At 33.2% G+C, this 26129-nt stretch carries 21 protein-coding genes; 14 read left to right on the top strand and 7 right to left on the bottom strand.

Annotation, left to right across the window (positions count from 1 at the left end):
* The first annotated feature begins 1242 nt into the window (after positions 1-1242).
* Positions 1243-2430, top strand: coding sequence for a Bcr/CflA family efflux MFS transporter (locus GKC53_04360; GenBank protein QRN41365.1), 1188 nt, complete (start codon positions 1243-1245; stop codon positions 2428-2430).
* A gap of 843 nt (positions 2431-3273) precedes the next feature.
* Here GKC53_04360 and GKC53_04355 read toward each other — a convergent pair.
* Positions 3274-4488, bottom strand: a complete 1215-nt coding sequence (locus GKC53_04355; protein ID QRN41364.1) for an MFS transporter — start codon at positions 4486-4488, stop codon at positions 3274-3276.
* Positions 4489-6229: 1741 nt separating this feature from the next.
* On the opposite strand from GKC53_04355, the gene mutY reads away from it, so the two are divergent.
* Positions 6230-7267: an A/G-specific adenine glycosylase gene (gene mutY, locus GKC53_04350; GenBank protein QRN41363.1), complete on the top strand. Its 1038-nt coding sequence runs from the start codon at positions 6230-6232 to the stop codon at positions 7265-7267.
* 530 nt (positions 7268-7797) lie between these two features.
* Here mutY and GKC53_04345 read toward each other — a convergent pair.
* Together GKC53_04345 and dapF are read right to left on the bottom strand one after the other, a co-directional pair.
* Positions 7798-8382 (bottom strand): DUF484 family protein, encoded by a 585-nt coding sequence (locus tag GKC53_04345; protein QRN41362.1) that lies wholly within the window; start codon positions 8380-8382, stop codon positions 7798-7800.
* A complete protein-coding gene (gene dapF / locus GKC53_04340) occupies positions 8375-9220 on the bottom strand; it encodes a diaminopimelate epimerase (GenBank protein ID QRN41361.1) in 846 nt (281 codons plus the stop codon). Before dapF ends, GKC53_04345 begins: the two co-directional genes overlap by 8 nt.
* Before the next feature lie 102 nt (positions 9221-9322).
* On the opposite strand from dapF, the gene GKC53_04335 reads away from it, so the two are divergent.
* On the top strand, positions 9323-9820 hold the full coding sequence (locus GKC53_04335) for a DUF4442 domain-containing protein (protein QRN41360.1): 498 nt from the start codon (positions 9323-9325) through the stop codon (positions 9818-9820).
* Positions 9820-10614: a TatD family deoxyribonuclease gene (locus GKC53_04330; protein QRN41359.1), complete on the top strand. Its 795-nt coding sequence runs from the start codon at positions 9820-9822 to the stop codon at positions 10612-10614. Before GKC53_04335 ends, GKC53_04330 begins: the two co-directional genes overlap by 1 nt.
* A 776-nt stretch (positions 10615-11390) precedes the next feature.
* On the opposite strand, the gene GKC53_04325 is transcribed toward GKC53_04330, so the two are convergent.
* From GKC53_04325 to GKC53_04310, 4 genes are all read right to left on the bottom strand, one after another.
* Positions 11391-11774, bottom strand: coding sequence for a hypothetical protein (locus GKC53_04325; GenBank protein QRN41358.1), 384 nt, complete (start codon positions 11772-11774; stop codon positions 11391-11393).
* A 793-nt stretch (positions 11775-12567) separates the two neighbouring features.
* On the bottom strand, positions 12568-14109 hold the full coding sequence (locus tag GKC53_04320; protein QRN41834.1) for a prepilin-type N-terminal cleavage/methylation domain-containing protein: 1542 nt from the start codon (positions 14107-14109) through the stop codon (positions 12568-12570).
* A gap of 693 nt (positions 14110-14802) precedes the next feature.
* Positions 14803-16716, bottom strand: a complete 1914-nt coding sequence (locus GKC53_04315) for a prepilin-type N-terminal cleavage/methylation domain-containing protein (protein QRN41833.1) — start codon at positions 16714-16716, stop codon at positions 14803-14805.
* Between the two features lie 76 nt (positions 16717-16792).
* Positions 16793-17281 carry a prepilin-type N-terminal cleavage/methylation domain-containing protein gene (locus GKC53_04310; GenBank protein QRN41357.1) on the bottom strand — a complete coding sequence of 163 codons (489 nt, stop codon included), beginning with the start codon at positions 17279-17281 and terminating at the stop codon, positions 16793-16795.
* 983 nt (positions 17282-18264) lie between these two features.
* Between GKC53_04310 and GKC53_04305 the strand changes: the two genes are divergently transcribed.
* The 10 genes from GKC53_04305 to ruvA all read left to right on the top strand — a co-directional run bounded on the left by GKC53_04305 (position 18265) and on the right by ruvA (position 26095).
* A complete protein-coding gene (locus GKC53_04305; GenBank protein ID QRN41356.1) occupies positions 18265-19239 on the top strand; it encodes a hypothetical protein in 975 nt (324 codons plus the stop codon).
* 165 nt (positions 19240-19404) lie between these two features.
* Positions 19405-19743, top strand: coding sequence for a P-II family nitrogen regulator (gene glnK, locus GKC53_04300; protein QRN41355.1), 339 nt, complete (start codon positions 19405-19407; stop codon positions 19741-19743).
* 99 nt (positions 19744-19842) lie between these two features.
* Complete coding sequence (locus GKC53_04295; GenBank protein ID QRN41354.1) at positions 19843-21072, top strand: hypothetical protein; 1230 nt, start codon at positions 19843-19845, stop codon at positions 21070-21072.
* Entirely contained in the window at positions 21059-21832 is a 774-nt protein-coding gene (locus GKC53_04290) for a glycosyltransferase (protein QRN41353.1), read from the top strand. Before GKC53_04295 ends, GKC53_04290 begins: the two co-directional genes overlap by 14 nt.
* Positions 21829-22377, top strand: coding sequence for a D-glycero-beta-D-manno-heptose 1,7-bisphosphate 7-phosphatase (gene gmhB, locus GKC53_04285; GenBank protein QRN41832.1), 549 nt, complete (start codon positions 21829-21831; stop codon positions 22375-22377). Before GKC53_04290 ends, gmhB begins: the two co-directional genes overlap by 4 nt.
* Positions 22378-22435: 58 nt before the next feature.
* Positions 22436-23191: a 1-acyl-sn-glycerol-3-phosphate acyltransferase gene (locus tag GKC53_04280; protein ID QRN41352.1), complete on the top strand. Its 756-nt coding sequence runs from the start codon at positions 22436-22438 to the stop codon at positions 23189-23191.
* Between the two features lie 160 nt (positions 23192-23351).
* Positions 23352-24086: a 1-acyl-sn-glycerol-3-phosphate acyltransferase gene (locus GKC53_04275; protein ID QRN41351.1), complete on the top strand. Its 735-nt coding sequence runs from the start codon at positions 23352-23354 to the stop codon at positions 24084-24086.
* A 76-nt stretch (positions 24087-24162) separates the two neighbouring features.
* Positions 24163-24993 carry a formate/nitrite transporter family protein gene (locus GKC53_04270; protein ID QRN41350.1) on the top strand — a complete coding sequence of 277 codons (831 nt, stop codon included), beginning with the start codon at positions 24163-24165 and terminating at the stop codon, positions 24991-24993.
* A gap of 11 nt (positions 24994-25004) precedes the next feature.
* Positions 25005-25520 (top strand): crossover junction endodeoxyribonuclease RuvC, encoded by a 516-nt coding sequence (ruvC, locus tag GKC53_04265; GenBank protein ID QRN41349.1) that lies wholly within the window; start codon positions 25005-25007, stop codon positions 25518-25520.
* Positions 25517-26095 (top strand): Holliday junction branch migration protein RuvA, encoded by a 579-nt coding sequence (ruvA, locus tag GKC53_04260; protein ID QRN41348.1) that lies wholly within the window; start codon positions 25517-25519, stop codon positions 26093-26095. Before ruvC ends, ruvA begins: the two co-directional genes overlap by 4 nt.
* Positions 26096-26129: the final 34 nt, after the last annotated feature.

The raw sequence follows: 26129 nt of genomic DNA, 5'->3' as shown, positions 1-26129 counted from the left end.
AATATTGCCTATTCTCAAGTATAAGTGTGATACTTTATTTTTTGCTTTTTTCCAGTTGTGACGCAACTAAGTCTTATGGCTCAATTGTGGTTTAACTAGCTGATGTTGTGCTGTTTTGACAGTTACTTAAGCTCAAAAACTAGTCAATACCCGTATCTATACCCACTTCATATTCTGTTTGTATAACAACATAACACTTTTCACATTTGTGACTGATGGTAACGTTTTTCGACTATTACAGTATCTTACCCAACCTATTTTGATTAAATACATTTTGGAAATCTAGAACTTTCTTTCAATCCTTTCTTCTTAGGCTTAGGAAAAATAGAACGTTTGGTAAAGAAGTTCCGAAAATAGGCTTCTAAATATTTTAAGGATTGTTGTAACACTTGACTATGGCAATATTTAAGCTACTTGAATTTTCCATTTGGGTAGCAAGTCCACTATTTTGCTATCAGCCCCCATGGTTGTTTATTCTGCTAATCTAAAACATGATTAAATACAAAACGAGAACAGCTTCATTTTGTGAATATATTCACCATATATATTCACCATTTAGGTATTAATTTAAATTGAAAAAGGGGGGGGGCTTACAGCAAAGATGATAATTATCTGTATTGGCTTAAAACAGACCATTATGAAAATGTAGTTAATTGAAGAAAAAAAATAGGAGTAACTACAATGTTTAAAATAAGAGCAATATGTTAAAAAACTATGTTCAGTTCAGAATGCTCTCTGACAGATGTGTTCAAGAACAGAACCTACCACAAATGGCATTTCTCCTGATGGTTGATAATTACACGACCATATTTTATTTATTGAATCATATTTTACTCCTGCTATGCCTAGCCTGAAGATATATTATCTGCCTACAACATCATAACAAAATATTCATTACCAATAACCATCTATTACAAACAGAATTCATAGATTAAAAAAAATGATATATCACCAGATTCCACTTTTACTCTTAACTGGAATGTGGCGATTGAAAATCGTCACTTTTTTTTGTTTGAGGAATATTCCCATTAAATCCCAATACTGTGACTGCCAAATATTTTATTTATAGATAGATTGACATATCCTATCCTATTCAATATTATCCAAAATCTCTAATAAGTTAAAGTATAAATGCCCTAATTTTTATTTAGGGACACTTTGAATATCTTAAAAAATATAATTTTAATTTTTTATTTTTCTGTAAGGATTTTCCAAAAATAAACTTTAGGGTTATTTGAATCTATGCTTTATAAACCAACGTCATTATTTGTACTATTTATTATATGTTTATCAGTTGGGGGTTTGATTTCTACTGATATTTTTTTACCAGCACTTGAGGATATGCGTCAATACTATCAAGTAACGGAAAGTCAGATTCAAAATGCGATAGCTATTTTTTTAATTGCATTGGCTGTTGGGCAACTGATTTATGGACCACTCAGTGATAATTTTGGGCGTAAAAAAACACTTTTATTTGGCTTGCTTTTATGGCTTTTTTCTACAGTAGGTATCATTTATACAGTTAATATTGAAGCTTTTTTTATACTACGTTTTTTACAAGGTCTTGGAGCTTGTGCTGGTATTGTTATAAGTCGTGCTGTTATTAATGATTTAATGGATAAAGAACAAGCAGGAAAGATTTATTTAGTTATTTTCCCCTTTGTAGGCACATCACCAGCAATTGCTCCATTAATTGGGGGATTTTTATTACAAGTTTTTAATTGGCAGTCTACATTTATATTTTTAAGCCTTTTTATATTTTTTACCATTATACTGTGCTGTTTTGTATTAACAGAGACTCTTTCTCCTCCACAACGACAATCTTTCACTCCTACAGGAATTATTAAGAACAGTTTAGAAGTCATTAGAAATAAACGGTTTATCTTTTATGCGTTGATACCATGTTTTGCCTATGCAACTTACTTTGCTTACATCGTGGAATCACCTTTTTTTCTTACAACTCTGGGTTTATCACATTCATATATTGGCTATAGTTACATTGGCGTTTCTCTAACTTATGTCTTGGGAAACTTAGTAGCGAGAAGATTGATTGAACGGGAACCTATGGAATACACTATCCGACGCGGATATATTATTGTTGTTATAGGATCCATTTTATTTACTCTACAAACATATATAAGTCCATGGCCACTTGTAACGAGCTTAATAACCATTTCTATTCTCACTTTCGGCAATGGTTTTCTGTTGCCATTAGGAACTGCATTAGCAATTTCATCTCACCACCAAGCGGCTGGAGCAGCAGCCGGTGTTATGGGCAGTTTACAATTAGGGAGTGCCGCGCTAAGTGCCTCACTTATAGGGAAAATATCTACCCATAATCCACATAGTGTTGCTATTTTATTAGCGTTATTCTGTACAGTGGGTTTTATAATTTACATTCACAAGGCAAATTATTATATGACCTTGTGAAAAAATCGAATTAAATAAGCAGATTCGGTTAAAAATATTAAATATTAGTGTCACTGTGTATGATGGTGTTACCATGATTATTTTTGTTTTTGAATAAATTAATTTATGCATAATTAAAAATCTAGTTGTGACTCAAGTTAGATATAGAACAGTGGTTCGTTCAAATGTCAAATATGGGTCAAATATTTTTATGCTCCAGTGATTACCCCCAACCAATAGGTGATACAGTTCCGAATCTAAACTTGTCGTTATGGAATCAATCAGATAGTAGAGAATTAAAAAATCCATAAATAACATTTTGACAATGGTATCTACGTTTTCACTTTGTCGTTGTACTCATATTTTGAGATTACTGAGCAATATTAATATTGAAAGAGTAAGACAATTAAAACTACTATTTGGTAATATAACAATGGGTTTTAATAACAGTTTCAAATTCAGATGTAGCAAAATGTTCAACTTACAACAATGGAAGATGAGTTAGAATTTAGAAATTTCAATCGTAAAACATGACGATAAATCTCAAAAAATTTAGGAATCTATTTACAGAATTTATTTGTCAAAGATTCTATTTTTCTAAGTTTAAGAAAAAAGGGTTAAAAAAAGCTTTAAATCTCTACTCAGATTAGTAAAAACTACGTCATTATGTACGCTAATAATTTGCAGGTAGGTAACATGTTTAAATCCGCAAAAGATAATGGTACTCATGGTGACAATCTTGAGAAAAATATAGATTAAATTATTTTAACGGCTGACTGATACTAGATACTACAAGAATATTTACCTAAAATATTACAAATGCTGAGAATTACACCCCTCAATATTAAAATCTAAGATGAAAATTTAGTTTATTTTTTGAATTAATTTTAATGAAAAGTAGGTAACCATTAATCCCATAATGATTATTACATAAGCCAAAACATAAGATGGGAAAAATTTTGACATCATGATAAATATTGACCCTATCACCATTGCTAAACGAAAATCTAATGATTTTATTGAAGTATATTTAGCTCTAGAATTTTTTTCTGCCACATATACCAATAACGACTGTAACACAGGTAAATACACCATCTCAGAGAGAGTATAGAAAGTCATGGATAGCATAAGAATCCATGCGGAGTTACTCACCATCATCACGGCAAAACAAATAGAAGCCAAAATAGGAAAAATAATAAATATGTGCCAATTATTTATATACTTAGTTGCTCTTTGAACCCATGGACTTAATAAAATAACCATAAAATTGGTTTGGAGTCTCAAAATACCAAACATCTGAATCCCAGTAATGGCTACTACATAGGTACCAACTGCAATAATTTTTTGCATAGGAAACTCAATAGACAGCCTCATCGCTATATAATATGTCAGTTGTATTGATATCCCAAAATGAAGCGTGTTTGCTAAGAGCAAATATAACAATTTTTTATCCTTAAATATAATTTTATATTGATTAATAAAATTATTAGGTGTTGATTGTATGTCTGCTTTGACCAACACGGTTTCTTGTAATTTAGAAATAACTAGAAAAAGGCTTACTAATGAAAAAATACCACAAATGAAAGTGAGAGAGTTAAATCCATACATATCATATAAGATTACTCCCGAAATAGTCCCTACACTCCTACCGAGATTGGTAAGCCAATAGAGTATATTGTACACATCCTTGGCTTGATCTTGTTTTAAAACATCAAGTGTAAAAGCCTCACTCACTGAACTAACTACTGAATTTAGAGTACATATTACTAAGTATAATAATATTATTATATAAAAATTAATATGTATAAAAATAGCAATAGATATAAAAAACAGAGCAACAGTTTTAACTAGCTCTGAATAAATAGTGATTTTCCGTCTACCCTTGAGGTCAGATATATATCCCCCCCATAAACTAGCCACTGTGGAAATAATAGTAATCAACAACAAAGATAATCCAACTACAGTAGGATTAATATAACCAGAAATATATATAACAAAAAAAGGGATTACTAACCCTTCAAACAACTTTTCGGTAAAATGAATAAAAAATCTAATTTTTAAATGGGAATTAAATTTCATAACACAATAACCTATGCCTGTAATTAATTATTTAGCCAAAAGAACTGATAGTTTTTGACCTCCTTGAAATAAGTTTACTTTGTTAATACAGTTGGATAACCGATAATACTCCTGCAGAAATATTAAGCTATATTCATGGACTAATAACTTACCACCTAGTACTACTACTTTAAAAAAAATACTAAAATTAAGGGAGATTAACAAATTTAATTTTTATTAGAAAACTGTGACTTCATTATATTATTTTTTGAGTAAATATTCATTATTATCATTTTATGATGTGTGACCATATAATAATTTTAGGTCAACATATTTTAATATTAAAAAAATCAATAGTTTATACCTATCCCTCATAAGTAATAATTACAGTTTTATCAGCCTGGCCTTAATCCTTATGTAGATCAGACTTGCAAGCAAAACAATCATTTATAGAATAATGATTTTGTAACAAAATTTACTTTATCTGTTTTCTTTACTTCTTTGACATAAGAATTACAGTCAATCAATAAACACATTGCTAATACATATTTTAAGTTTGCTTTATTCATATAAACCTTTATCTACTTTGAATAAGCCTTGTCAATGCTGCTAGAAATTAGCCCATCAAAAATAAAATTAAAACTAGTTGAATATCAAAATTGACATATGTTACTAATGATCAAATTCAATTTAGGTGCTAAAAGTTTTTTAATGAGATAAAAAAATTAGTAAAACTAGACAAACTATTTACAAGTATGTTGATGAAGGTAAACTTTCATTTAAACTGGCTAACAATAGAATAAAACTAATTAAGGCCAGTGAAATTTTGAGTTTTTTTCCTGAGGTTTCTAATAAGATGACTGATCTTAAACAAACAAAAAGCACACTTGATATTGAATTAAAATTAGAATAGCTACAAACAGATCTTACAGATAAACAATATGGAATTGAAATGATTAAACAAGAATTAATATTTGAAAAAATAAAAATGAATTGTTAATCAGTCAGAATAAAATGCTAAATGATTTCAATAATGTGTTAAAAAGTCAGTCACTGAATCCCACAAAAGGTTTACCACAACAAGATGAATGGCATACAAAAATTGATAAGAGTGAGAGAGGATTTTTTAGAAAAATATTCAAGTAAAAATACCTTCCTTAATTTTATTAGAATCAGTCCAAATTATTGACACTAAAGCTATACGAATTATGTAACTTAATGTAAATCATATGGTTATCCAGAACAAAAACCTTACATAATTCTTTGTTATGTAAAATGTAAAATTTCTAAAAGATAGTGAACCAATTCCCTATTATTTCTTGTTGTTCATAGAGTATGAAAATGTTATATCTGACCTAGTAAATCCAAAGAAAATTTAAAAAATGCAGTCTTTTATATTCGTTGTACAATCTCAAGTTTGTTTCCGCTATAACTCACGCAAACTATTTTCCGACCCCCACCTTAAAGGACAGCAAGATAATTATTTCCTAACTTTCTTATCAAATTTCCCCAAAATATCCCTCTAGATTTTATTTATAAATTATTTTTTGTATATAATGGTTCAATAGAAATAAAAAATTAACTGATTCTAGCAATGATTTTTTTAATATACAAAACTTAATAAATAACAAATCAAAACAAAAAGATAATAAGTATTGATGAGAATACTGTAGTTACTTTAGATGACAAAATTTGGCATACAGATAAGTAACTATTGAATACAAAAAAATACTTCCTCAGCAAAAAACTCTAACGTGATAAAATGGTAGACAAATTCGCAGATTTAATTATTAAATGGCAACGACACTCAGGTCGTAATCAATTGCCATGGCAGGTATCAGATCCCTATAAAATATGGGTTTCTGAGGTTATGTTACAACAAACACAAGTACAAACAGTTTTGGATTACTTTCCAAAATTCATTCGAAGATTCCCTACCATACAAGATCTAAGCCAAGCTAAATTAGAAGATGTGTTGCAAATATGGGCAGGTCTCGGTTATTATTCACGTGCAAAAAATTTACACATCTCTGCTCAATATATTATACAAAACTACGGTTTACATTTTCCTAAGACTCGAGTTGAATGGGAACAGCTCAAAGGTGTTGGCAGAACAACAGCTGCAGCAATTGTTGCCTTTGCCTTCCAACAAAAGGAAACAATTTTAGATGGGAATGTTAAAAGAATCTTAGGTAGAGTCTTTGTATTACCCTTTAATATTGCAGAAAATAGTAATGAAAAAAAATTATGGACACTCGCTGAACAATTATTACCCGTCCAGTCTAGTGATATGCCTGCCTACACTCAGGGATTGATGGATTTAGGGGCTACTGTTTGTACAAAAAATAACCCTCTTTGCTCACAATGCCCTGTCAATCTACTCTGTCTAGCTAAACAACAGAAAAAAGTTTCAGATTTCCCAATTCATAAAAAATCAATCAAAATAAAGAAAATGTGTTATTTTTGGCCAGTGATTATTAATGATAAACAAATTTTTTTGATCGAGCGGCAACTCTCTGGAATATGGCCAGGATTACTCACCCCTCCTATTTTTACCACTGAGGAAGATTTATTTAACTGGCTAAGAAAAAACAAGTATTCCTTAAAAAATGTCCTTAAACTAGACCCTATTCTACATAAACTGACGCATAGAGAACTAATCATCTTTCCTTTTGAAATCAGAGTCACTCAAGCGACAACAAGTAATTTTTACACATTCCAAGAAGCCATCAAAGAAAGGATTCCTAAACCTTTAAAAGATTTTATTTGCCAAAGATATTTATCCTCTAGCTCTTATTAATTATTCTTATGTCTATTCTGACTCAAATTAACAGCACACTAGCTTATGTGTCATGATATAGATCAACCTTAAAATATCTTATAAAACAAAAGCATACCAAACTTTTCCATCTCGAAAAAACCTCTGGCATTTAATTCCCCACTATGAATCGTTACTATAACTCCTCTTTTTTCAGTAATATCAGTGCCAACTAAACAAATAACCATATGAATTTAAATTAGAAATATTAATTTTATTAACATTATTTTTCGTCCAATATATCAAGTAGAGAATCGACCCTGCATAAAATCATTTGGTATATTAACAACGTAATCTGGCTTATTTTTGTTATTGCCAATTTAAAAATGGATAAGATTTTACTCCTTATTATCCAAAATTTCTTTTAATGGGGGGGGATAGAACTGTCCCTTTATTTTAGTAAAATTGATTTCTCTACCTTTTTTGTTTTTGTTTAATCTATTTTTGACAATAGTTAATCGTTTCTCCTTTTTAACTATTTTAGACAGTTTATTGATTATGTTTGTCAATCATCACCGCTTTGATTGACCTAGAATTCGATTTAAAGTAATGGCAACTGATTTTGCCATCATTTCGACATAGTCTGTTGGTGCATTTTCAGAAAAATAATCTGGATCAGTATGCCCCACCAATAGTAAACCTAAATAATTATCCTGAGCGACTAAAGGTAAATGTAAGAAGCTTTCTACTCTAACATGTGCATCAAACCAATCGTATAAACCAGGATGAATACATTTTGTTCCTGTCACTGGTTTTTTAACTGACTTGATCGACTCGATCAGGTCTAAATCATTGACTCTATCTACATCGGCAATCCTAATACTTGCTTTAGGTTCAACAATAATTTTTAAAATGTTGTACGGCATATTAAAAACACAATTGAAATTTTCCCTAACCGTATTTAAAACTTGTCTAACTGTTTTACAGGCCATTAACTCATGATCAAAATTTATAATTTTTTGAATCAGTAAAAAATTCTCATCGGCAATACGATACATCTCTTGTAATCTCAGCTCAAGGTTTTCAATTATATCTTTATTAGCTGCCTGCTGAACTTCGACAAAGGGTCTTATTTTATCATTATTTTGCTTAGGCACTGTTTATCACCCCATCAAATACAAAAGCTACAGAGCCTATCATCGTTATATCATTACCTTCTTCCCACGCAATTTCCAGATCTCCACCTGGTAATGTGACTACTACCTTATTATCTAAAACACCTAAGGAAATCCCTACAACTACAGCAGCGCATGCTCCAGAACCACAAGCCAATGTTTCCCCCGTACCACGTTCATACACTCTTAATTTTATGTGTTCTCTATCTATCACTTGCATGAATCCTACATTGGTCTTTTCAGGAAATTGTTCCGAAGACTCAACACCTTTTCCCCAAACTGTGACTGGTGCTTTTTCTACGTCATCCACCATAATAACAGCATGAGGATTGCCAACATTAACACAAGTAACAGGTAAAGCTAATGCGCCAATAGATACAATCTGAACTGGATCATTGTTATCTTTATTTTTGGGAATGAAGGGTATCTCAGAAAAAGTAAATTTTGGTTGATTCATATTAACTTTAATTAAATCATCATCTTGAACTGTTAATATGAGAACTTCTTTCTTAGTTTCTACCCGAATCTCCTGTTTATCCGTTAAGCCTTTTTCTATCACATATTTTGCAAAACATCTTGCACCATTACCACATTGTTCAACTTCTCCACCATCACAATTAAAAATACGATATTTGAAATCACAATCAGCCCTCTGTGAGTGTTCAACCAATAGTAGTTGATCAAATCCTACCCCGGTATGACGATTAGCCCATAACTTAATTAACTCAGTATCTGGAATGAATAACTGATTAATAGCATCAATCACCATAAAATCATTACCCAGTCCATGCATTTTTGTAAATCGTACCCTTGTGGCCATCATAAAAACCTTGTTCGCAAAATACTCTTGTTTTATGATAACTGAAAGTTTGATAATATTGAATACTATTATGTAAGATAATTCCCATCTCAGGAGTAGAAAATGCGTATCGAAAATACCATTTACAAACAAACTAAAAAATTAAAGTCATTACCGAGTTCTATAAGGCTATGGCTAATGTCGAAGGTATTAGGTCGATTCGTTCCTTTTATCAACACTGCAGGCGCTCAATTTAAAAAATTAACTCGTGAAGAAGTAATAGTATCCATCAACAATCGTAAAAAAGTACAAAACCATATTAAAGGTATACACGCCTGTGCTACTGCCTTAATTGCAGAAACAGCTACAGGATTTGTCACGAGCTTGAATTGTCCGGATGATAAGATAATCTTATTGAAAGAGATGCATATTCGATATACTAAAATTGCTACAGGTAATTTAACAGCTACCGCGTTTTGTAATGAACAAATGGCTCAACAACTTGCTGATGATGAGAGAGGGTATTTTGTTGTCCCTGTCAAAATTACGGATGAGGCTAACATAGAACCCGTGGAAATTCAAATGACTTGGGCTTGGCTACCAAAAACAGTCAAAGAATAATGCCTGCTTTTTTTGACACTCACACACATACAGATTTTTTGCTTGCTCAAACTGGAGAATCTTTAGTGGAATTCACCTTAAAATGCATCAAGGTGGATGTATTTAAAGTGATGTTAATGGGCGTCCACTATGATCAATTTAAAAATATTATACAACTGTGCCATACTAATAATACCTTATTTTACTACACATTAGGTCTACATCCCTTATACTTGAAACAACACAATCTATCTGACTTAGAATATTTATCAGCTTTAGCCCAGCAAGATTCAAAATATTGTGTTGGTATCGGAGAAATAGGACTGGATAAGTATATTAAAGAACTCACTGACCCAATACAATGGAAACTACAATGTGAGTATTTTAATAAACAACTTCAAATCGCAGAAAAATTAAAACTACCTGTTTCAATCCATGCAAGACATTGTCATAACGAAATCTACTCCTTTATCAAAAAATATAATATTTCTGGTATCATTCATGGTTTTTCTGGTAGCTATCAAGAAGCAAAACGTTATATTGACATAGGTTTTTCAATAGGTGTTGGTAGTACAATTACTTATCCGAGAGCAACTAAAACAAGAACTACCATTAGTCAATTACCTTTAGATGTGATGGTACTAGAAACAGATGCACCAGACATGCCACTTAATCATCAGCAAGGAAAACCAAATCACCCTGCAAATATTCCTTTAATCTTTGATACACTACAATCCCTAGTTTGTGTTGATCCTGATCTTTTAAAACAGCAACTATGGTATAACAGTCTAAAGATCTTTAATATCGATAACTGACTGATATTACTCCTCAAGTACTCGTTTATCTTGCCTAAAATAAAAGTCCGGTCAAAGATGCCTAAAGTGGTCAATATAGAATTGAAATATGTGACATTCATTAAAACATGCGTTGCACCTAAAATATTCCTTTGACAATTGAACTTATAGCATAAATTGAGAATTTGATCTTTCACATATTACGTCTTTCACAACTATCTCAACTCGTGAGAGGTGATATTCTATCTCCGATTAAAAAGTAAATATCTTATGCATAGTAATTTTCTTGAAAATAAATAATAAATTTTTGATATTTAAATTAAAATTTCAATATTTATTCAAATCAATAATCATTTTCAACGTAACATTTCCGAAAGTTCATTTCTCCCCCAATACAATTAATTAGGTATGTGATCAAAATTAGAGATCAAGAATAAAAAATTACAAAATTGCTAACAATAACTTAGCAACCTAAAGACTCATCCCTCAATAATCAAAAAAGTTGAGAATACCTAAAACGTAGGTACTCATCACCAGAAAACTCACCGAATTGTCCCAAAATATACAGGGACAATTAGTTTTCGTACAAGAAGGGGTTAAGAATGAAAGCTAAAAAGATAAGGAAACAAGTTAAAAGAAATATATAACAAAAGCTTATGCAACAAATCTCAAATTGTTAAAGACAAAAGGCAATAACACAGTGACTGAATTTAAACTCTGTGAAAACAAGTATAAATGATAGCGAACTTCCCAAAAACAAAAATTATTCAAAGAAAGGGAATGTAATGCCTCCCTCATCAATGGGTATTTATTTTTTTAGTGAAAAATTTTTCTTCTAATGTAGATAGACCGTCTCTAACACATTCTTCCATTTGTGCATAACTTATGTAGTCTCCGTCTTTGTAATACTTTTTTCTACATTGTTCTTTTAATTTATCATGTGATTGTTCTAACCATTTTATTGTATAAGTATAATTCTTTTGCTTGTTCAATTGCTTAATTCTTTTTTCAATATTATTATATACCTTGTTTCCAGAACTTTCGAAACATAAAGCTATATCTACCATACTACCCTGAGCTTGATCATAACATTCACTATCCTCCTCAGTCTCTACATATTTAGCAGTGGCTTGGTTAAAACTAAATATCAACAATGGCAACAATAATAAACTTCTTTTCATAACACCTCCTTTTAATTTTCAATTAATAATACAACAGCATTTTCCATTTGTATCTATGGTGAACTTATTTTTCCACTAAACTTAAAATGAAGTCTGCCAGTATTTTTGGGTAAAGAGTCAATTATTTTAGGAAGGCACTTCACTTGGAATAAGTGACGGTGACACCCCCCTCTTTATCTTCGACTTCAGTGGATTCTGACCCCACCAGTTGATTCCTCTCATTTAAAGTGAGTAGTGGTACTCTACCTTAACTTCATCTTGTAATTATTTCATATCATTTTTTGAGTAAATGAAATAATCCAAACTTAATTTATTTATATATTTCATCTAAAATTTAGACTAAAACTTTTTCAATAAACTGGTACCACATTCCCTCCCTCAGGGTATTATCTCAAATGGAATCTAGGCAATCCTTGATTTTCACATGATCTTATGACCTACCATAGTAAAAATAGACATATGTTGAGTGTAGTGTTTCACACCACAAAGATATCGACGCCACTAAAAATATCATGGTTGCAGATCTAGTTCATGTCACAGATACTATGCAATACATAAACAATTTCCGCATTGAGGATAATGTGGCATCAAAAAGTAACTGAAAATAATTAGTATGACTCGTATGAGATAGCTTCTGCTTTTTGATTAAAGACAAAAACCTCTGTAATTGGTACCATTGTTACTATACTCTCATCTTAACATTACCACTAGAAAGTGGTAATGGCCTATGTACAAAACAATGTATGATAGCGATATTAATGTGGTCATCAATATCATGACTTCGGTCGCTTGGTCATCTCCGAGGATATATATGCATAGAAGGCTTCATCCAAGCTGGAATACTATCAACCCAAGCTGGAAGTTGAGTTTTCTCGTGTGCAACCCACTTCCCTCCAGCTCTGATGTTGGGTTCTCCTGTATATTCCAATTCATCAGACTCTGGTACCACTTGATCATTATCACTTGTTGATGTTGATAACCCTTCTACAGGTTTCACTTCAGCAGACTTTGGTGTCGCTACTGGAGCAGTTTCACTTACCGCCGGTTTTGATACCTCTTCTGTAGGTGTCACTTCAGCAGACTTTGGTGTCGCTACTGGAGCAGTTTCACTTACCGCCGGTTTTGATACCTCTTCTGTAGGTGTCACTTCAGCAGATTTTGGTGTCGCTACTGGAGCAGTTTCACTTACCGCCGGTTTTGATACCTCTTCTGTAGGTGTCACTTCAGCAGATTTTGGTGTCGCTACTGGAGCAGTTTCACTGACAGCCGGTTTTGATACCTCTTCTGTAGGTTTCACTTCAGCAGATTTTGGTGTCGCTACTGGAGCAGTTTCACTTACCGCCGGTTTTGATACCTCTTCTGTAGGTGTCACTTCAGCAGACTTTGGTGTCGCTACTGGAGCAGTTTCACTTACCGCCGGTTTTGATACCTCTTCTGTAGGTTTCACTTCAGCAGACTTTGGTGTCGCTACTGGAGCAGTTTCACTTACCGCCGGTTTTGATACCTCTTCTGTAGGTGTCACTTCAGCAGACTTTGGTGTCGCTACTGGAGCAGTTTCACTTACCGCCGGTTTTGATACCTCTTCTGTAGGTGTCACTTCAGCAGACTTTGGTGTCGCTACTGGAGCAGTTTCACTTACCGCCGGTTTTGATACCTCTTCTGTAGGTGTCACTTCAGCAGACTTTGGTGTCGCTACTGGAGCAGTTTCACTTACTGCCGGTGTTGATGCCTCTTCTGTAGGTGTCACTTTATCTGATTCTGATACCGCTACTGGTGTAGTTTCACTTACAACTGGCAGTAGTGATTCCGCCTTAACTTCATCGGACTCTAATGATGCTTGATTACTATTACCTAAAGCTTGTGCTATAGATTTTGGCCTATATTGAATAGGTAGCGTTGTCGCTCCATCAATTTCATAGCTACCGTTGTACAACATATTCAATACCAAGGTTTGGTTATTGATATATTTACTAACCCCTGATGAGTTACCACTAGCATCAACACCACGACCATAAGTAATTGTCACCACACAACCATTGGTATTGGTTTCAATAGAGGAGCCTTTATCCTTACTTGGGTCATCTGAAATGACTAACTGAGCATAACGTCCAGTAATCGTATTATTGACCTGTGCATAGGGATCCGTACAACGTCCATTTTGCAAATTATCTGTAATCGTTATCTTAGCATTGGTAGCCATTTGAATGCCTTCTGCTACCTGCGTTTTAGCAATATATTCATAAAATCTAGGAAGTGTGAACGCTGCCACTATCCCGATAATGACTAATACGACCATTACCTCAATTAAGGTAAAGCCTTTCTGTGATTCTTTCATACGTCAATCCTTATTCAAAAAACAAAGAAACTAATTAAAAACTGCTAATAAATCGCTCCTAAATAGGAGCGGCAATAGTAACCTTAAAAACTAAATTGGCAAAACGAACTAAAAAACGAACTAAATATGTTTGACCAATTACAATTTTCATCGTAATCATTTCATATCATTTTTTGAGTAAAATTTGAGTAAATATTCAATACAAAGTAATAATTTAGGCATTCACTATTTATTTCAATCTGGTTTTGATTAATATAAATTTGTTATCAGATTTATAATTTATATAAGATTTAAGAGACTGGGTAGTATTCAAGATGACATAAAGTCTTTCTGAAAATAGTCAATGGGTAGAAATAACCCAGACTTAATTTTTATATTATTTCATAATAAATTTAGATTAAAACTTTTTCAATAAACTGACACCATATTCCTTCCCTTAGGCATCAGCCAAAAGAGTGGAATATGGTGCCAATTTAAACAAATAGAACTACTAATCATTAACAAGTGAAACAGTTTAAGAAACCTTTGACCTGTTGCTCTTTTTTTTGTGATATAGCCTTAACTCATAGGAGTAGTTCACTACAACACTTAAGCTTTAGGACTAGGTACAAATGACATCGATTTTCTTACAATCATTGGTATCGAAAAATTCCTTACACATATCTCATCAAATAACCTTAATAATCGGTACTACTATACGCCTACTTTATCGAATAACTTGTCTTGAATACAACTTACAAGATCTGGTGAATCCTTACATTGTGGCTTAATTGCTAAATATTCTGTACCCGATACTCCAAGTGAAGACATTATTTCCATATCTTCTTCATTTAGCATTGCAAGCTGAGCAAAAGGATCAGAAGCTTGTGATGATGCCTCTTCTGTAGGTGTCACTTCAGCAGACTTTGGTGTTGCTACTGGAGCAGTTTCACTTACCGCCGGTTTTGATACCTCTTCTGTAGGTGTCACTTCAGCAGACTTTGGTGTCGCTACTGGAGCAGTTTCACTTACCGCCGGTTTTGATACCTCTTCTGTAGGTGTCACTTCAGCAGACTTTGGTGTCGCTACTGGAGCAGTTTCACTTACCGCCGGTTTTGATACCTCTTCTGTAGGTTTCACTTCAGCAGATTTTGGTGTCGCTACTGGAGCAGTTTCACTTACCGCCGGTTTTGATACCTCTTCTGTAGGTTTCACTTCAGCAGATTTTGGTGTCGCTACTGGAGCAGTTTCACTTACCGCCGGTTTTGATACCTCTTCTGTAGGTGTCACTTCAGCAGATTTTGGTGTCGCTACTGGAGCAGTTTCACTGACAGCCGGTGTTGATACCTCTTCTGTAGGTTTCACTTCAGCAGACTTTGGTGTCGCTACTGGAGCAGTTTCACTGACAGCCGGTGTTGATACCTCTTCTGTAGGTGTCACTTCAGCAGATTTTGGTGTCGCTACTGGAGCAGTTTCACTGACAGCCGGTGTTGATACCTCTTCTGTAGGTGTCACTTCAGCAGACTTTGGTGTCGCTACTGGAGCAGTTTCACTTACCGCCGGTTTTGATACCTCTTCTGTAGGTTTCACTTCAGCAGATTTTGGTGTCGCTACTGGAGCAGTTTCACTTACCGCCGGTTTTGATACCTCTTCTGTAGGTGTCACTTCAGCAGACTTTGGTGTCGCTACTGGAGCAGTTTCACTTACCGCCGGTTTTGATACCTCTTCTGTAGGTGTCACTTCAGCAGATTTTGGTGTCGCTACTGGAGCAGTTTCACTTACCGCCGGTTTTGATACCTCTTCTGTAGGTGTCACTTCAGATGATTCTGATACCGCTACTGGCGTACTATCACTTATAACTGGTATTGATAACTCTTCTGCAAGTTTCACTTCATCAGATCCTGATGCCACTACTGGTGTAGCTTCACTTACTGCCGGTGTTGATGCCTCTTCTGTAGGTGTCACTTTATCTGATTCTGATACCGCTACTGGTGTAGTTTCACTTACTGCCGGTGTTGATGCCTCTTCTGTAGGTGTCACTTTATCTGATTCTGATACCGCTACTGGTGTAGTTTCACTTACAACTGGCAGTAGTGATTCCGCCTTAACTTCATCGGACTCTAATGATGCTTGATTACTATTACCTAAAGCTTGTGCTATAGATTTTGGCCTATATTGAATAGGTAGCGTTGTCGCTCCATCAATTTCATAGCTACCGTTGTACAACATATTCAATACCAAGGTTTGGTTATTGATATATTTACTAACCCCTGATGAGTTACCACTAGCATCAACACCACGACCATAAGTAATTGTCACCACACAACCATTGGTATTGGTTTCAATAGAGGAGCCTTTATCCTTACTTGGGTCATCTGAAATGACTAACTGAGCATAACGTCCAGTAATCGTATTATTGACCTGTGCATAGGGATCCGTACAACGTCCATTTTGCAAATTATCTGTAATCGTTATCTTAGCATTGGTAGCCATTTGAATGCCTTCTGCTACCTGCGTTTTAGCAATATATTCATAAAATCTAGGAAGTGTGAACGCTGCCACTATCCCGATAATGACTAATACGACCATTACCTCAATTAAGGTAAAGCCTTTCTGTGATTCTTTCATATTTGTCTCCTAAACATTTGTCAGTTTCACCTAGTACACCCCCGACCAGAAGGACGGGGTGAACATCAGTATTTTTTTACTTGAAAGTTGATACTAAAGACTTTGGTCTATATTGAAGAGGTAGGGTTGTAGCTCCATCGATTTCATAGCTACCGTTGTACAACATATTCAATACCAAGGCTTGGTTATTGATATACTTACTAGCACCTGATGAGTTACCACTAGCATCAACACCACGACCATAAGTAATTGTCACCACACAACCATTGGTATTCGTTTCGATAGAGGAGCCTTTATCTTTACTTGGGTCATCTGAAATGACTAACTGAGCATAACGTCCAGTAATCGTATTATTGACCTGTGCATAGGGATCCGTACAACGTCCATTTTGCAAATTATCTGTAATCGTTATCTTAGCATTGGTAGCCATTTGAATGCCTTCTGCTACCTGCGTTTTAGCAATATATTCATAGAATTTAGGAAGTGTGAACGCTGCCACTATCCCGATAATGACCAATACGACCATTGTCTCAATTAAGGTAAAACCTTTTTGTGCTACTCTCATAACTTATCTCCTAGATATTTATTTATAAAAATCAACCGAACTGCTACTAACAATCCGGACATGGAAGCCAATCTAACATCTATCAGGTAAATTTTGAGTAAATGCTCAGTATTAAAAATGGTAATTTAAAGCTGTATGAAGGTTTTGGTTTAGTACCCCCTATTGTTGGGGGGAGCTTGAACTAGTCAAATATTTACTCTAACTCTAAGAAAGATGGTGGCTTTTTTTGATCTAGTGAGGAAAATGTCTCATCTAATGAAAGAACTAACAGTGAGATAGATTTTTTGACTTTTTATTTGATCAAAAACAAATCAAAAACTATTTTTTGAACTAAAGTCAATGGTTGTTAATTTAAATTCCTACTTAATCTACAATTTCTGTATAAAAATCCTCATGGTAAATTCTCCACTATTTTTATGTATGATTATGCTCATCATCATTCCTATGAAAACTTAATTTCAGGCTCATAATTTGATTGCTATCAGAAATATTTTCCTTCTTAAATCTAAGCAAAAAACTGTGTTCACTAGTCAACCTAAAATTAATTAATGATCTTTGAAAACTTCCATATCTCTTATCTTTTTCTCTATGAAAATTTTCTGGATCTTTCTTGTTTTTTTATAAACAAAATTTGAGTATTTAGAGTAAATTAAATTCATACCAATTAAATCTGTTTCAAATAAAATACATGCTACCTGAAATTACTCAGTTGGCATAAAGGATCCGAATCAAAATTCAGATAAATAATTTAAGGTGTTTTGAGTTTATTATCTATGAAAAACTTAAGAAGTAAGAATCTACCCCAATATCCATGACCATCGTCAAAAAAAGTTATTTAACTCTTTCCTGACAATCTATGATTCTATCTCAATACAATCACACAAAAAAAATCAAATAAAATCATAGCATAGTAATGTGTCGTACTGCTGTCATATTACTATTGTTTAATGGCCAAGTTTATTGTAACTTATTGGAAAATCACCATGACAAATCCCCAGCTTATTATTATGATTGTCGGTTTTTGCTTAGCCGCTTATTCTATTGTCGCCAATGACGCCATTCAAACTTTAGGAACATTTATCTCATCAAATAAAAATAAGCCATGGTGGATGTTGTGGCTTTTTATCTCTTTGATTTTAATTTTTGTTCTAATGTATGGTTGGCTTGGTTCAGGAACCTTACAAGATGCTTCATATCATCGTCTAGATTCAATCCCTTTCCCGAGTGGTGGGTTAACTTGGTTATACATCATTCCACCAATAGTGATTTTAATCTTAACTCGTTACGGGATTCCTGTTAGTACAACTTTCCTTATTCTAACTATTTTTGCTCCTAGCAATCTAGAAAAAATGTTGCTAAAGTCACTTATGGGTTACGTCGTAGCTTTTGTGTTAGCAATTTTGCTTTATAGATTTGTCTTTAGTCATACCATTCGCTACTTTAATCGCACAGGAGATCAGACTGCTCCTAAATATTGGATTGTTTTACAATGGATTTCAACCGGTTTTTTATGGAGTCAATGGTTAATACAGGATCTAGCAAATATTTTTGTCTTTTTACCGAGACAAGTCTCTGCTAATTGGATGATTGTTGCATTAGCTGTCTTTTTACTTACACTTGCCCTAATATTTTATAAAAGTGGGGGCGCCATACAAAAGATTGTCACTAATAAGACAGGAACAGTAGATATAAGAGCTGCCACTATTATTGATTTTATCTATGCAATTATCCTCTTAGTATTCAAAGAATGGAGCCATGTACCGATGAGTACTACTTGGGTATTTTTGGGATTACTAGCTGGTAGAGAGTTTGCTATATCGCTTCTTATGTATTCTCCACCACTTAATGAAACAGCAAAAATAGTTAGAAGTGATGTAACTAAGGCATTGGCAGGACTTATTATAAGTGTTGTTTTGGCACTCTTATTACCTATTTTGTATCGGTGGGTTGCTTACTAATTTTAGATAAGTTCGAATTAAAAGGGTTATTCTCCGATCTTTTACGAAATGGTAGTACAATATAAAAAAAGCACTATTGTATTCCAACATTGGATGTTTTTTTCTCGACCTACTACAAAAAGAAACTAAATTAAAAAAAATAAATATTAACTATCGGAGAATAACATGAAATTAGTAACGGCAATCATTAAACCGTTTAAATTAGATGATGTTAGAGAAGCATTATCAGAGATTGGCATTCAAGGAATGACTGTAACAGAAGTGAAAGGCTTTGGCCGCCAGAAAGGCCATACAGAAATTTATCGTGGTGCAGAATATGCAATAGATTTCTTACCTAAAATTCGTCTTGATATTGCCATCAGATCGGAGGATGTAGAAAAAGTTATCGATGTGATTATTCTTACTGCTGCCACAGGAAAAATGGGAGATGGTAAGATCTTCGTCACTCCGTTAGAACGTGTAGTGAGAATCCGTACTGGTGAGGCTGATAAAAATGCAGTGTAAAAATTATTTCAGATGAATAAAGTTCTTTTTGGTATGTTCTAACCTTACGATATAGAGCGTTTTTTGTTGTCATGCAACACTAAATCAGTGAGACTAATCATGTTTGCACCATCAAAAACAATAGAAAGAATAGGCTATGTTCTGCTATTGGTATTTTTTTCTACCTTAGTGATTGTCTCACAAAGAAACTTTTATTTTATTATTCCTACTATTTTTTCTATTTTTGGTATTATATTGTTGGTACACAACAGCTTTATAATACACTCTTTTAAAATCAATAAAGATCATCTTATTATTTTATATACTTTTTCAACTTATACCATTACCGCATCTGTATTGGCTTTGATTCATGGAGAAAGTTTTAGTAGTATTAAATTTGAATTAATTCCCCTGATTTTGTTACCTGCTTTTTTATTCTTTTGTCATACTCTCAACTATACTAAATCACTTAATTATATATTTCCCATTGCGACCATCATTATTGGTATTTATGCTTTGTATGATAAATACGTACAAGGTACCGAACGTGCATTGGAAACACAACAACCAGTCATTCCTGCTGCTGGGATCGTGATTACATTATCACTTTTCTGCCTCACTTTATTCTTTGATGCCTATAAACGAAACAAAATTTATAGCCTATTCACCTTAATGACTTTTTTACTTGGCGTAACTGCCAGTGTTTTAACTGGCTCTCGCGGTGCCTGGTTATGTTTTCCTATAGTATTTATAGTACTTTTTATTCATTATCTCGCACATATACCTAAGCTCATCACAACACTATTTCTTCCCATTATACTCATAATTTTCATGTCATTTTTATTTCTATATGACACAGGGATCTCTGTAAGATTGGATCAGATTAGAACTGATTTGATTTGGTATTTTCAGGATAGCAATCCTAACTCTTCTATTGGACTACGTTTTGAGTTTTGGAAAAGTGCTATTGATGGTTTTTTACAAAAACCTTTATTAGGCTGGGGAAATGCCAATTATATTTTTGTTAAAGAATTACAAGCAAAAAATGGTTTAATTATTCCCGAGGCTGTTCCCTTTGTGCATGCCCACAATCAATTTTTGGATGTATTGGTAAAAAAAGGTATTTTCTTATTTTTAGCAACCTTGTCTATCCTATTTGTACCACTGCATATGTTTTATAAATATAGACAACATAATGAGACTATTTCTATATTGGGCTATATTCTCATTTTTAATATTTTCACATTTTGTTTATCTGATTCTTTTCTAAGATTGCCATTAGGTATGATATTTTATATGATGACAGTTTATATGTTACTTGGCTTTTTGATCAAACATGAATCTTCCTAACATTTTTATTCTGTCTTTACCTGATGCGGTCAATAGACGGCAATCAGCCTTTAGTCAGTGTATTGAATATGCTCTACCCTTTGAATGTGTGGATGCTTTGGATTTTAGGAATAAAACAAAATGGGAAACATCTGCTGCCTATCAACCAACTGATAAAGCAAAACAAAAAAACAAATTTTTAAGTAATACCGAGATTGCTTGTGCACTCGGACACCAGAAAATTTATAACAAGATTATCGCTCAACAAATTCCTTTTTCCCTAATATTAGAAGATGATTTTAAATTGATTAACAACCCGTTGCCACTATTGAGTCATATTGGTACTATTCAAAAAAATACTGAATTTGATGTACTAATACTCGGTTATGTTAAAATCTTAGAGAAAGATTTAGCTTACCATTATCGTAGGCTTCCCATTAAACATACTTATACTTGCTTAAATTATCAATTTGGGAAACCATGGAAACAATTTAGTTGTGGTACTGTCGCTTATATCATTACCCTACAAGGAGCCAAGAAATTACAATCACAGATGATACATGTTACTGCTGATGATTGGTTATATTTTGAACAACAAAAAAATACTAAAATATTGCACATGCACCCCTTCATTGCTCTTGAAGATTGTGAAAATTTCCCAAGCAATATACGTCATGAAAAAAAAGGGCACTTAGATATCAAATGGTCAAGCTATATGGTTCGATCTGCTAAAGGAGTTATGAAAAATTTTTTAATGAATGGATTACAATGCAAGCAATGAAACTAGTTATCCTTGATAGAGACGGTGTCATTAATCATGACAGTGATGAATTTATTAAAAATCCAGATGAATGGATCCCCATCCCTAATAGTGCAGATGCAATTGCTTTTTTTAATCAATACAATTACCTTGTTGCTATTGCCACTAATCAGTCAGGTATATCAAGAAAACTATTTACTATCAATGACTTGAATCAAATTCACAGTAAAATGTTAAAACACATCAAAAATGCAGGGGGGGAAATAGAAGGAATATGGTTTTGTCCTCATTCAGAGCAGGATAACTGTCAATGCCGAAAACCTAAAACTGGTTTAATTGATGATATACTGCAAAGGTTAAATATCGCAGCAAGTGAAACCTATATGGTTGGTGACAGTCTAAGAGATTTGCAATGCATTCATGAAGCAGGTGGGATTCCAATACTGGTACTGACAGGAAAAGGAAAGAAAACACTCTATGAGCAAAAAATACCTGAAAAAACAATGGTTTATAATGACTTATGGTCCTTTGCCCAAGATATTTGCTTGAATAAATCATGCAATTAGAGTATAAAATTTGGAAAAAAATGTCTTTATAGTGCAACGAAACAAAAGTGAGATAGATATGGCAATAATAAGAAGCCTTCTTTTATGGTTAGTTTTTACTCCTTTTACCATCATATGGTTTATTCCTATTCTTTTTTCTGCCGTTTTACCACGTAGACAGCGTCATAATGTTGGTGCCTTTTGGAATACAACATTCGTGTTTTTAATTGATAAAATAATAGGTCTAAGATACGAAGTACATGGGTTGGAAAATGTTCCTGATGAGCCTACTATTATTTGCTGTAAACATCAATCTGGATATGAAACACTTGCTTTACAAAGATTTCTGCCTAGTCAAGTTTTTATTATGAAAAAAGAGCTATTATGGTTTCCCATCCTAGGTATTAGCTTATACATTATGAATTCTATTCCTATTGATCGTGATAAGAAAAACCCTAAGACTAGGGAACAGTTAATTAAAACAGCACATAAAAGAAAAAAAGATGGTTTTTGGATTAACATATTTCCAGAAGGGACAAGAGTTCCACCAGGGAGAAAGGGTAAATATCGCTACGGTGCTGCCAATATGGCTCAAGCATTGAAAATGAATATTTTACCTATTGCAACCAATAGTGGTGAATTTTGGTCCAAAGGGTTAGTTAAATACCCGGGAACGGCTAAATTTATTATTGGGAAACCTATTTCTTATAAAATAGGTGATGCTAAAGAAATGATGCACCAATGTGAGGAATGGATTGAATCTCAACAATTAAAAATTACCGGAGAGGGTCCTTTGGGGCCTAAAAAACAAAACGACCAAGACATAATCAATTAAAAAAAATAATGCAAACTATATTGGTTTCAAATTTCTTGACTATTTGTTTTTGACTAAACTTAATAAACTTCTAATGAACAATCATTAACGTTTATTCGTACATTAGCTTGATAGGATAGCTGTATTATTAAAATTTGTTAAAATTTCAAGGTACTTTAAGATGATTTTATTACGCTCCATATTATTTTTAGTTTATCTTCCACTGACTATGTTCGTCTATCTTGTGGCTTGTATCCTATTTATACCTTTTATGGATAAAACAACGCCAAACAGAATAGCTGTTTATTGGTCAAGAACAGCATTATGGGGTCTAAAAAAGATAGTAGGTCTTTCTTTTGAGGTAAAAGGAATGGAAAATATTCCTAAAGATCGAGTATATATTACTGTTGCCAATCATCAATCAGGAATGGAAACATCTGCTATTTATTCATTTTCTCCTATTTCTGTGTATATTTTAAAGCAAGAATTATTATCTATTCCTCTTTTGGGATTTGGTCTTTATTTGACTAATCAAATTCCTATCAAAAGAGGTGATCCTAATTCAAGAAAAAATATGCTAAAGATAGCCAAAGAAAAAGTGGAAGATGGATTAGGAATTAGTATTTTCCCAGAGGGCACCAGAATTCAACCAGGAAAATATGTTGCTTATAAACGTGGTGCGGCTCATCTAGCCAAAGATTTAAAGTTAGACCTATTACCTATTGCCCATAATTGTGGAGAGTTTTATTCTAAGGGTCTTAAAAAATATCCAGGGAAGGCAACTTTTATTATTGGTAAACCTATTGCATGGAACGCAAAAGAAGATCCACGTGAACTCACAGAACTAATTCAAAAAACTGTTCAGTCTGCTCAAAAAGAAATTGAAGGTGTTGGTCCACTGTATAATAAACAGTGAAAAATACATAAATTTGTTAAAATATCCTGTGGCTATAATCAAAAAGTTTTTCCTAAATTTCAAACAAGGGTAACCTATGACAACTAAAAACGATATATCAAGCTTTTCTTATCGCGAAAAAATGGTAGTTGAAGAACACGAAAAACTTTCTCCTCGCTTAGTCTATGAAATTATTCGAAGAAACGGTCTAGAGGAATTAGTTAGACCTAAAGCATCACTAATTTTTTCAGGTATAGCGGCGGGAATCCTAATTACTTTTTCTTTTGTTTTTAAAGCGGTTTTTACTACTTATTTACCCGATGCGAGTTGGTCTCCAATTATTTCTAATCTGGGTTATTCAGTTGGGTTTATCATTGTTGTATTAGGGCATATGCAACTCTTTACTGAAAATACAATTACAACTGTGGTTCCTCTATTCAATCCCCTTACACTAAAAAAAGTTTTATCTGTCATAAATCTTTGGAGTATTGTCTTATGTTCCAATTTGATTGGTACTGCATTAGCAGCTCTTTTTTTGCAGAATTGTAATGTTTTTGACCCTATCATTGTCAATGAACTCAATAACATTGCTCAACATGTCACATCTACTGGTGCATGGGAGAATATTTGGCGTGGTATTCCTTCAGGTGTTTTAATCGCTTCTTTAGTTTGGATGTTACCTACCTCTAAAAATTATGCATTTTTATTAGTTATGTTTATTACCTATTTAATTGCTCTAGGTGACTTCACACATGTAGTCGTAGGTTCTGCCGAAGTGGCCTATTGGGTGATGCAAGGAAATGCTAATTTATATGATTATTTTGTTCGTTTTTTATTTCCGACTAGTCTGGGTAATATTATTGGTGGGACATTTATTTTCACTATGTTGATTTATGTACAAGTCCTAGAAGAAATCAAACGAAAATAAGGTTTAAATTAATGAGAATATTGGGTATCGACCCAGGTAGTCGCTATACAGGTTTTGGTATTATTGATATTTCTAGATACAATGATTATTCTTACATTGTATCAGGTGTTATTAAAACAAACCCTAAAAATAGTTTACCTCTTAAAATCAATACCTTGGCCACTTCCATACAAGAAATAATAGATACCTACCACCCAGATGAAGTAGCTATCGAACAAATATTTATTAATATCAATTCTGCTACTAGCCTAATTCTAGGACAGGCTAGAGGGGGAATACTAGCTGCTGTATCATTAAAAAAAATACCTATTTATGAATATACAGCACTACAAGTTAAAAAAGCAGTTGTAGGTAATGGCAAAGCATCAAAAAAACAGGTGCAACATATGCTAGTTAATATGTTAAAGTTATCAGCAACACCTACCCCAGATGCTGCTGATGCTATCGCTGTTGCTTTTACTCACTCACTCAACAGAGTTAGCTCAACTAGAAAATTTTTTTATCTTAATAAGAAGGAAGTATTATGATTAGCCGCCTCACTGGCGTTATCATTGAAAAAAATCCACCTTTCATTGTGGTTGATGTACATGGTATTGGTTTTGAAATAGAAGTATCTATGCAAACCTTTTATCACTTACCCGAAACTAATCATAAAGTTGGTTTATATATTCAAACCCATTATCGTGAAGATTCACAACAATTATTCGGTTTCTATACTCCTCAGGAAAAAGAAACATTTAAACAGTTAATCAAGGTCAATGGTGTAGGTGTCAAAAGCGCATTAGCTATTTTGTCAGTATTAGAAATTAATGAGCTTACTCTAGCCATTAAAAATAAAAATACTACCCGTTTATCTTCTGTGCCTGGTATTGGTAAAAAAACAGCTGAGCGTTTAATTTTAGAACTAACAGATAAATTATTATTTTCTAAAAACGATAATTGTACCTCAGAAATTTATCAGGATAATACTGAAGATATTATTCAAACGTTGCTCGCATTAGGTTATAATCAAAGAGAAGCAAAGAATGCTATTAAAAATATTGAACCACAATTGAATCTTGGTGAATCTGTGAAACTAGCCCTAAAGTATTTAACAAAATAAACTATTTTTATCAATATAAATTTTTACAGTAATA

This window comes from Neisseriaceae bacterium, assembly GCA_016864895.1.
GTDB lineage: Bacteria > Pseudomonadota > Gammaproteobacteria > Burkholderiales > Neisseriaceae > QFNR01.
The sequence above is the reverse complement of the archived record's forward strand: the minus strand, read 5'-3'. Positions and strand labels throughout refer to the sequence as shown.

Excerpts from the sequence above, each read along its gene's own strand:
- GKC53_04360 (QRN41365.1), top strand. The coding sequence starts at position 1,243 with ATGCTTTATAAACCAACGTCATTATTTGTACTATTTATTATATGTTTA.
- GKC53_04355 (QRN41364.1), bottom strand. The coding sequence starts at position 4,488 with ATGAAATTTAATTCCCATTTAAAAATTAGATTTTTTATTCATTTTACC.
- mutY (QRN41363.1), top strand. The coding sequence starts at position 6,230 with ATGGTAGACAAATTCGCAGATTTAATTATTAAATGGCAACGACACTCA.
- dapF (QRN41361.1), bottom strand. The coding sequence starts at position 9,220 with ATGGCCACAAGGGTACGATTTACAAAAATGCATGGACTGGGTAATGAT.
- GKC53_04335 (QRN41360.1), top strand. The coding sequence starts at position 9,323 with ATGCGTATCGAAAATACCATTTACAAACAAACTAAAAAATTAAAGTCA.
- GKC53_04330 (QRN41359.1), top strand. The coding sequence starts at position 9,820 with ATGCCTGCTTTTTTTGACACTCACACACATACAGATTTTTTGCTTGCT.
- GKC53_04325 (QRN41358.1), bottom strand. The coding sequence starts at position 11,774 with ATGAAAAGAAGTTTATTATTGTTGCCATTGTTGATATTTAGTTTTAAC.
- GKC53_04320 (QRN41834.1), bottom strand. The coding sequence starts at position 14,109 with ATGAAAGAATCACAGAAAGGCTTTACCTTAATTGAGGTAATGGTCGTA.
- GKC53_04315 (QRN41833.1), bottom strand. The coding sequence starts at position 16,716 with ATGAAAGAATCACAGAAAGGCTTTACCTTAATTGAGGTAATGGTCGTA.
- GKC53_04310 (QRN41357.1), bottom strand. The coding sequence starts at position 17,281 with ATGAGAGTAGCACAAAAAGGTTTTACCTTAATTGAGACAATGGTCGTA.
- GKC53_04305 (QRN41356.1), top strand. The coding sequence starts at position 18,265 with ATGACAAATCCCCAGCTTATTATTATGATTGTCGGTTTTTGCTTAGCC.
- glnK (QRN41355.1), top strand. The coding sequence starts at position 19,405 with ATGAAATTAGTAACGGCAATCATTAAACCGTTTAAATTAGATGATGTT.
- GKC53_04295 (QRN41354.1), top strand. The coding sequence starts at position 19,843 with ATGTTTGCACCATCAAAAACAATAGAAAGAATAGGCTATGTTCTGCTA.
- GKC53_04290 (QRN41353.1), top strand. The coding sequence starts at position 21,059 with ATGAATCTTCCTAACATTTTTATTCTGTCTTTACCTGATGCGGTCAAT.
- gmhB (QRN41832.1), top strand. The coding sequence starts at position 21,829 with ATGAAACTAGTTATCCTTGATAGAGACGGTGTCATTAATCATGACAGT.
- GKC53_04280 (QRN41352.1), top strand. The coding sequence starts at position 22,436 with ATGGCAATAATAAGAAGCCTTCTTTTATGGTTAGTTTTTACTCCTTTT.
- GKC53_04275 (QRN41351.1), top strand. The coding sequence starts at position 23,352 with ATGATTTTATTACGCTCCATATTATTTTTAGTTTATCTTCCACTGACT.
- GKC53_04270 (QRN41350.1), top strand. The coding sequence starts at position 24,163 with ATGACAACTAAAAACGATATATCAAGCTTTTCTTATCGCGAAAAAATG.
- ruvC (QRN41349.1), top strand. The coding sequence starts at position 25,005 with ATGAGAATATTGGGTATCGACCCAGGTAGTCGCTATACAGGTTTTGGT.
- ruvA (QRN41348.1), top strand. The coding sequence starts at position 25,517 with ATGATTAGCCGCCTCACTGGCGTTATCATTGAAAAAAATCCACCTTTC.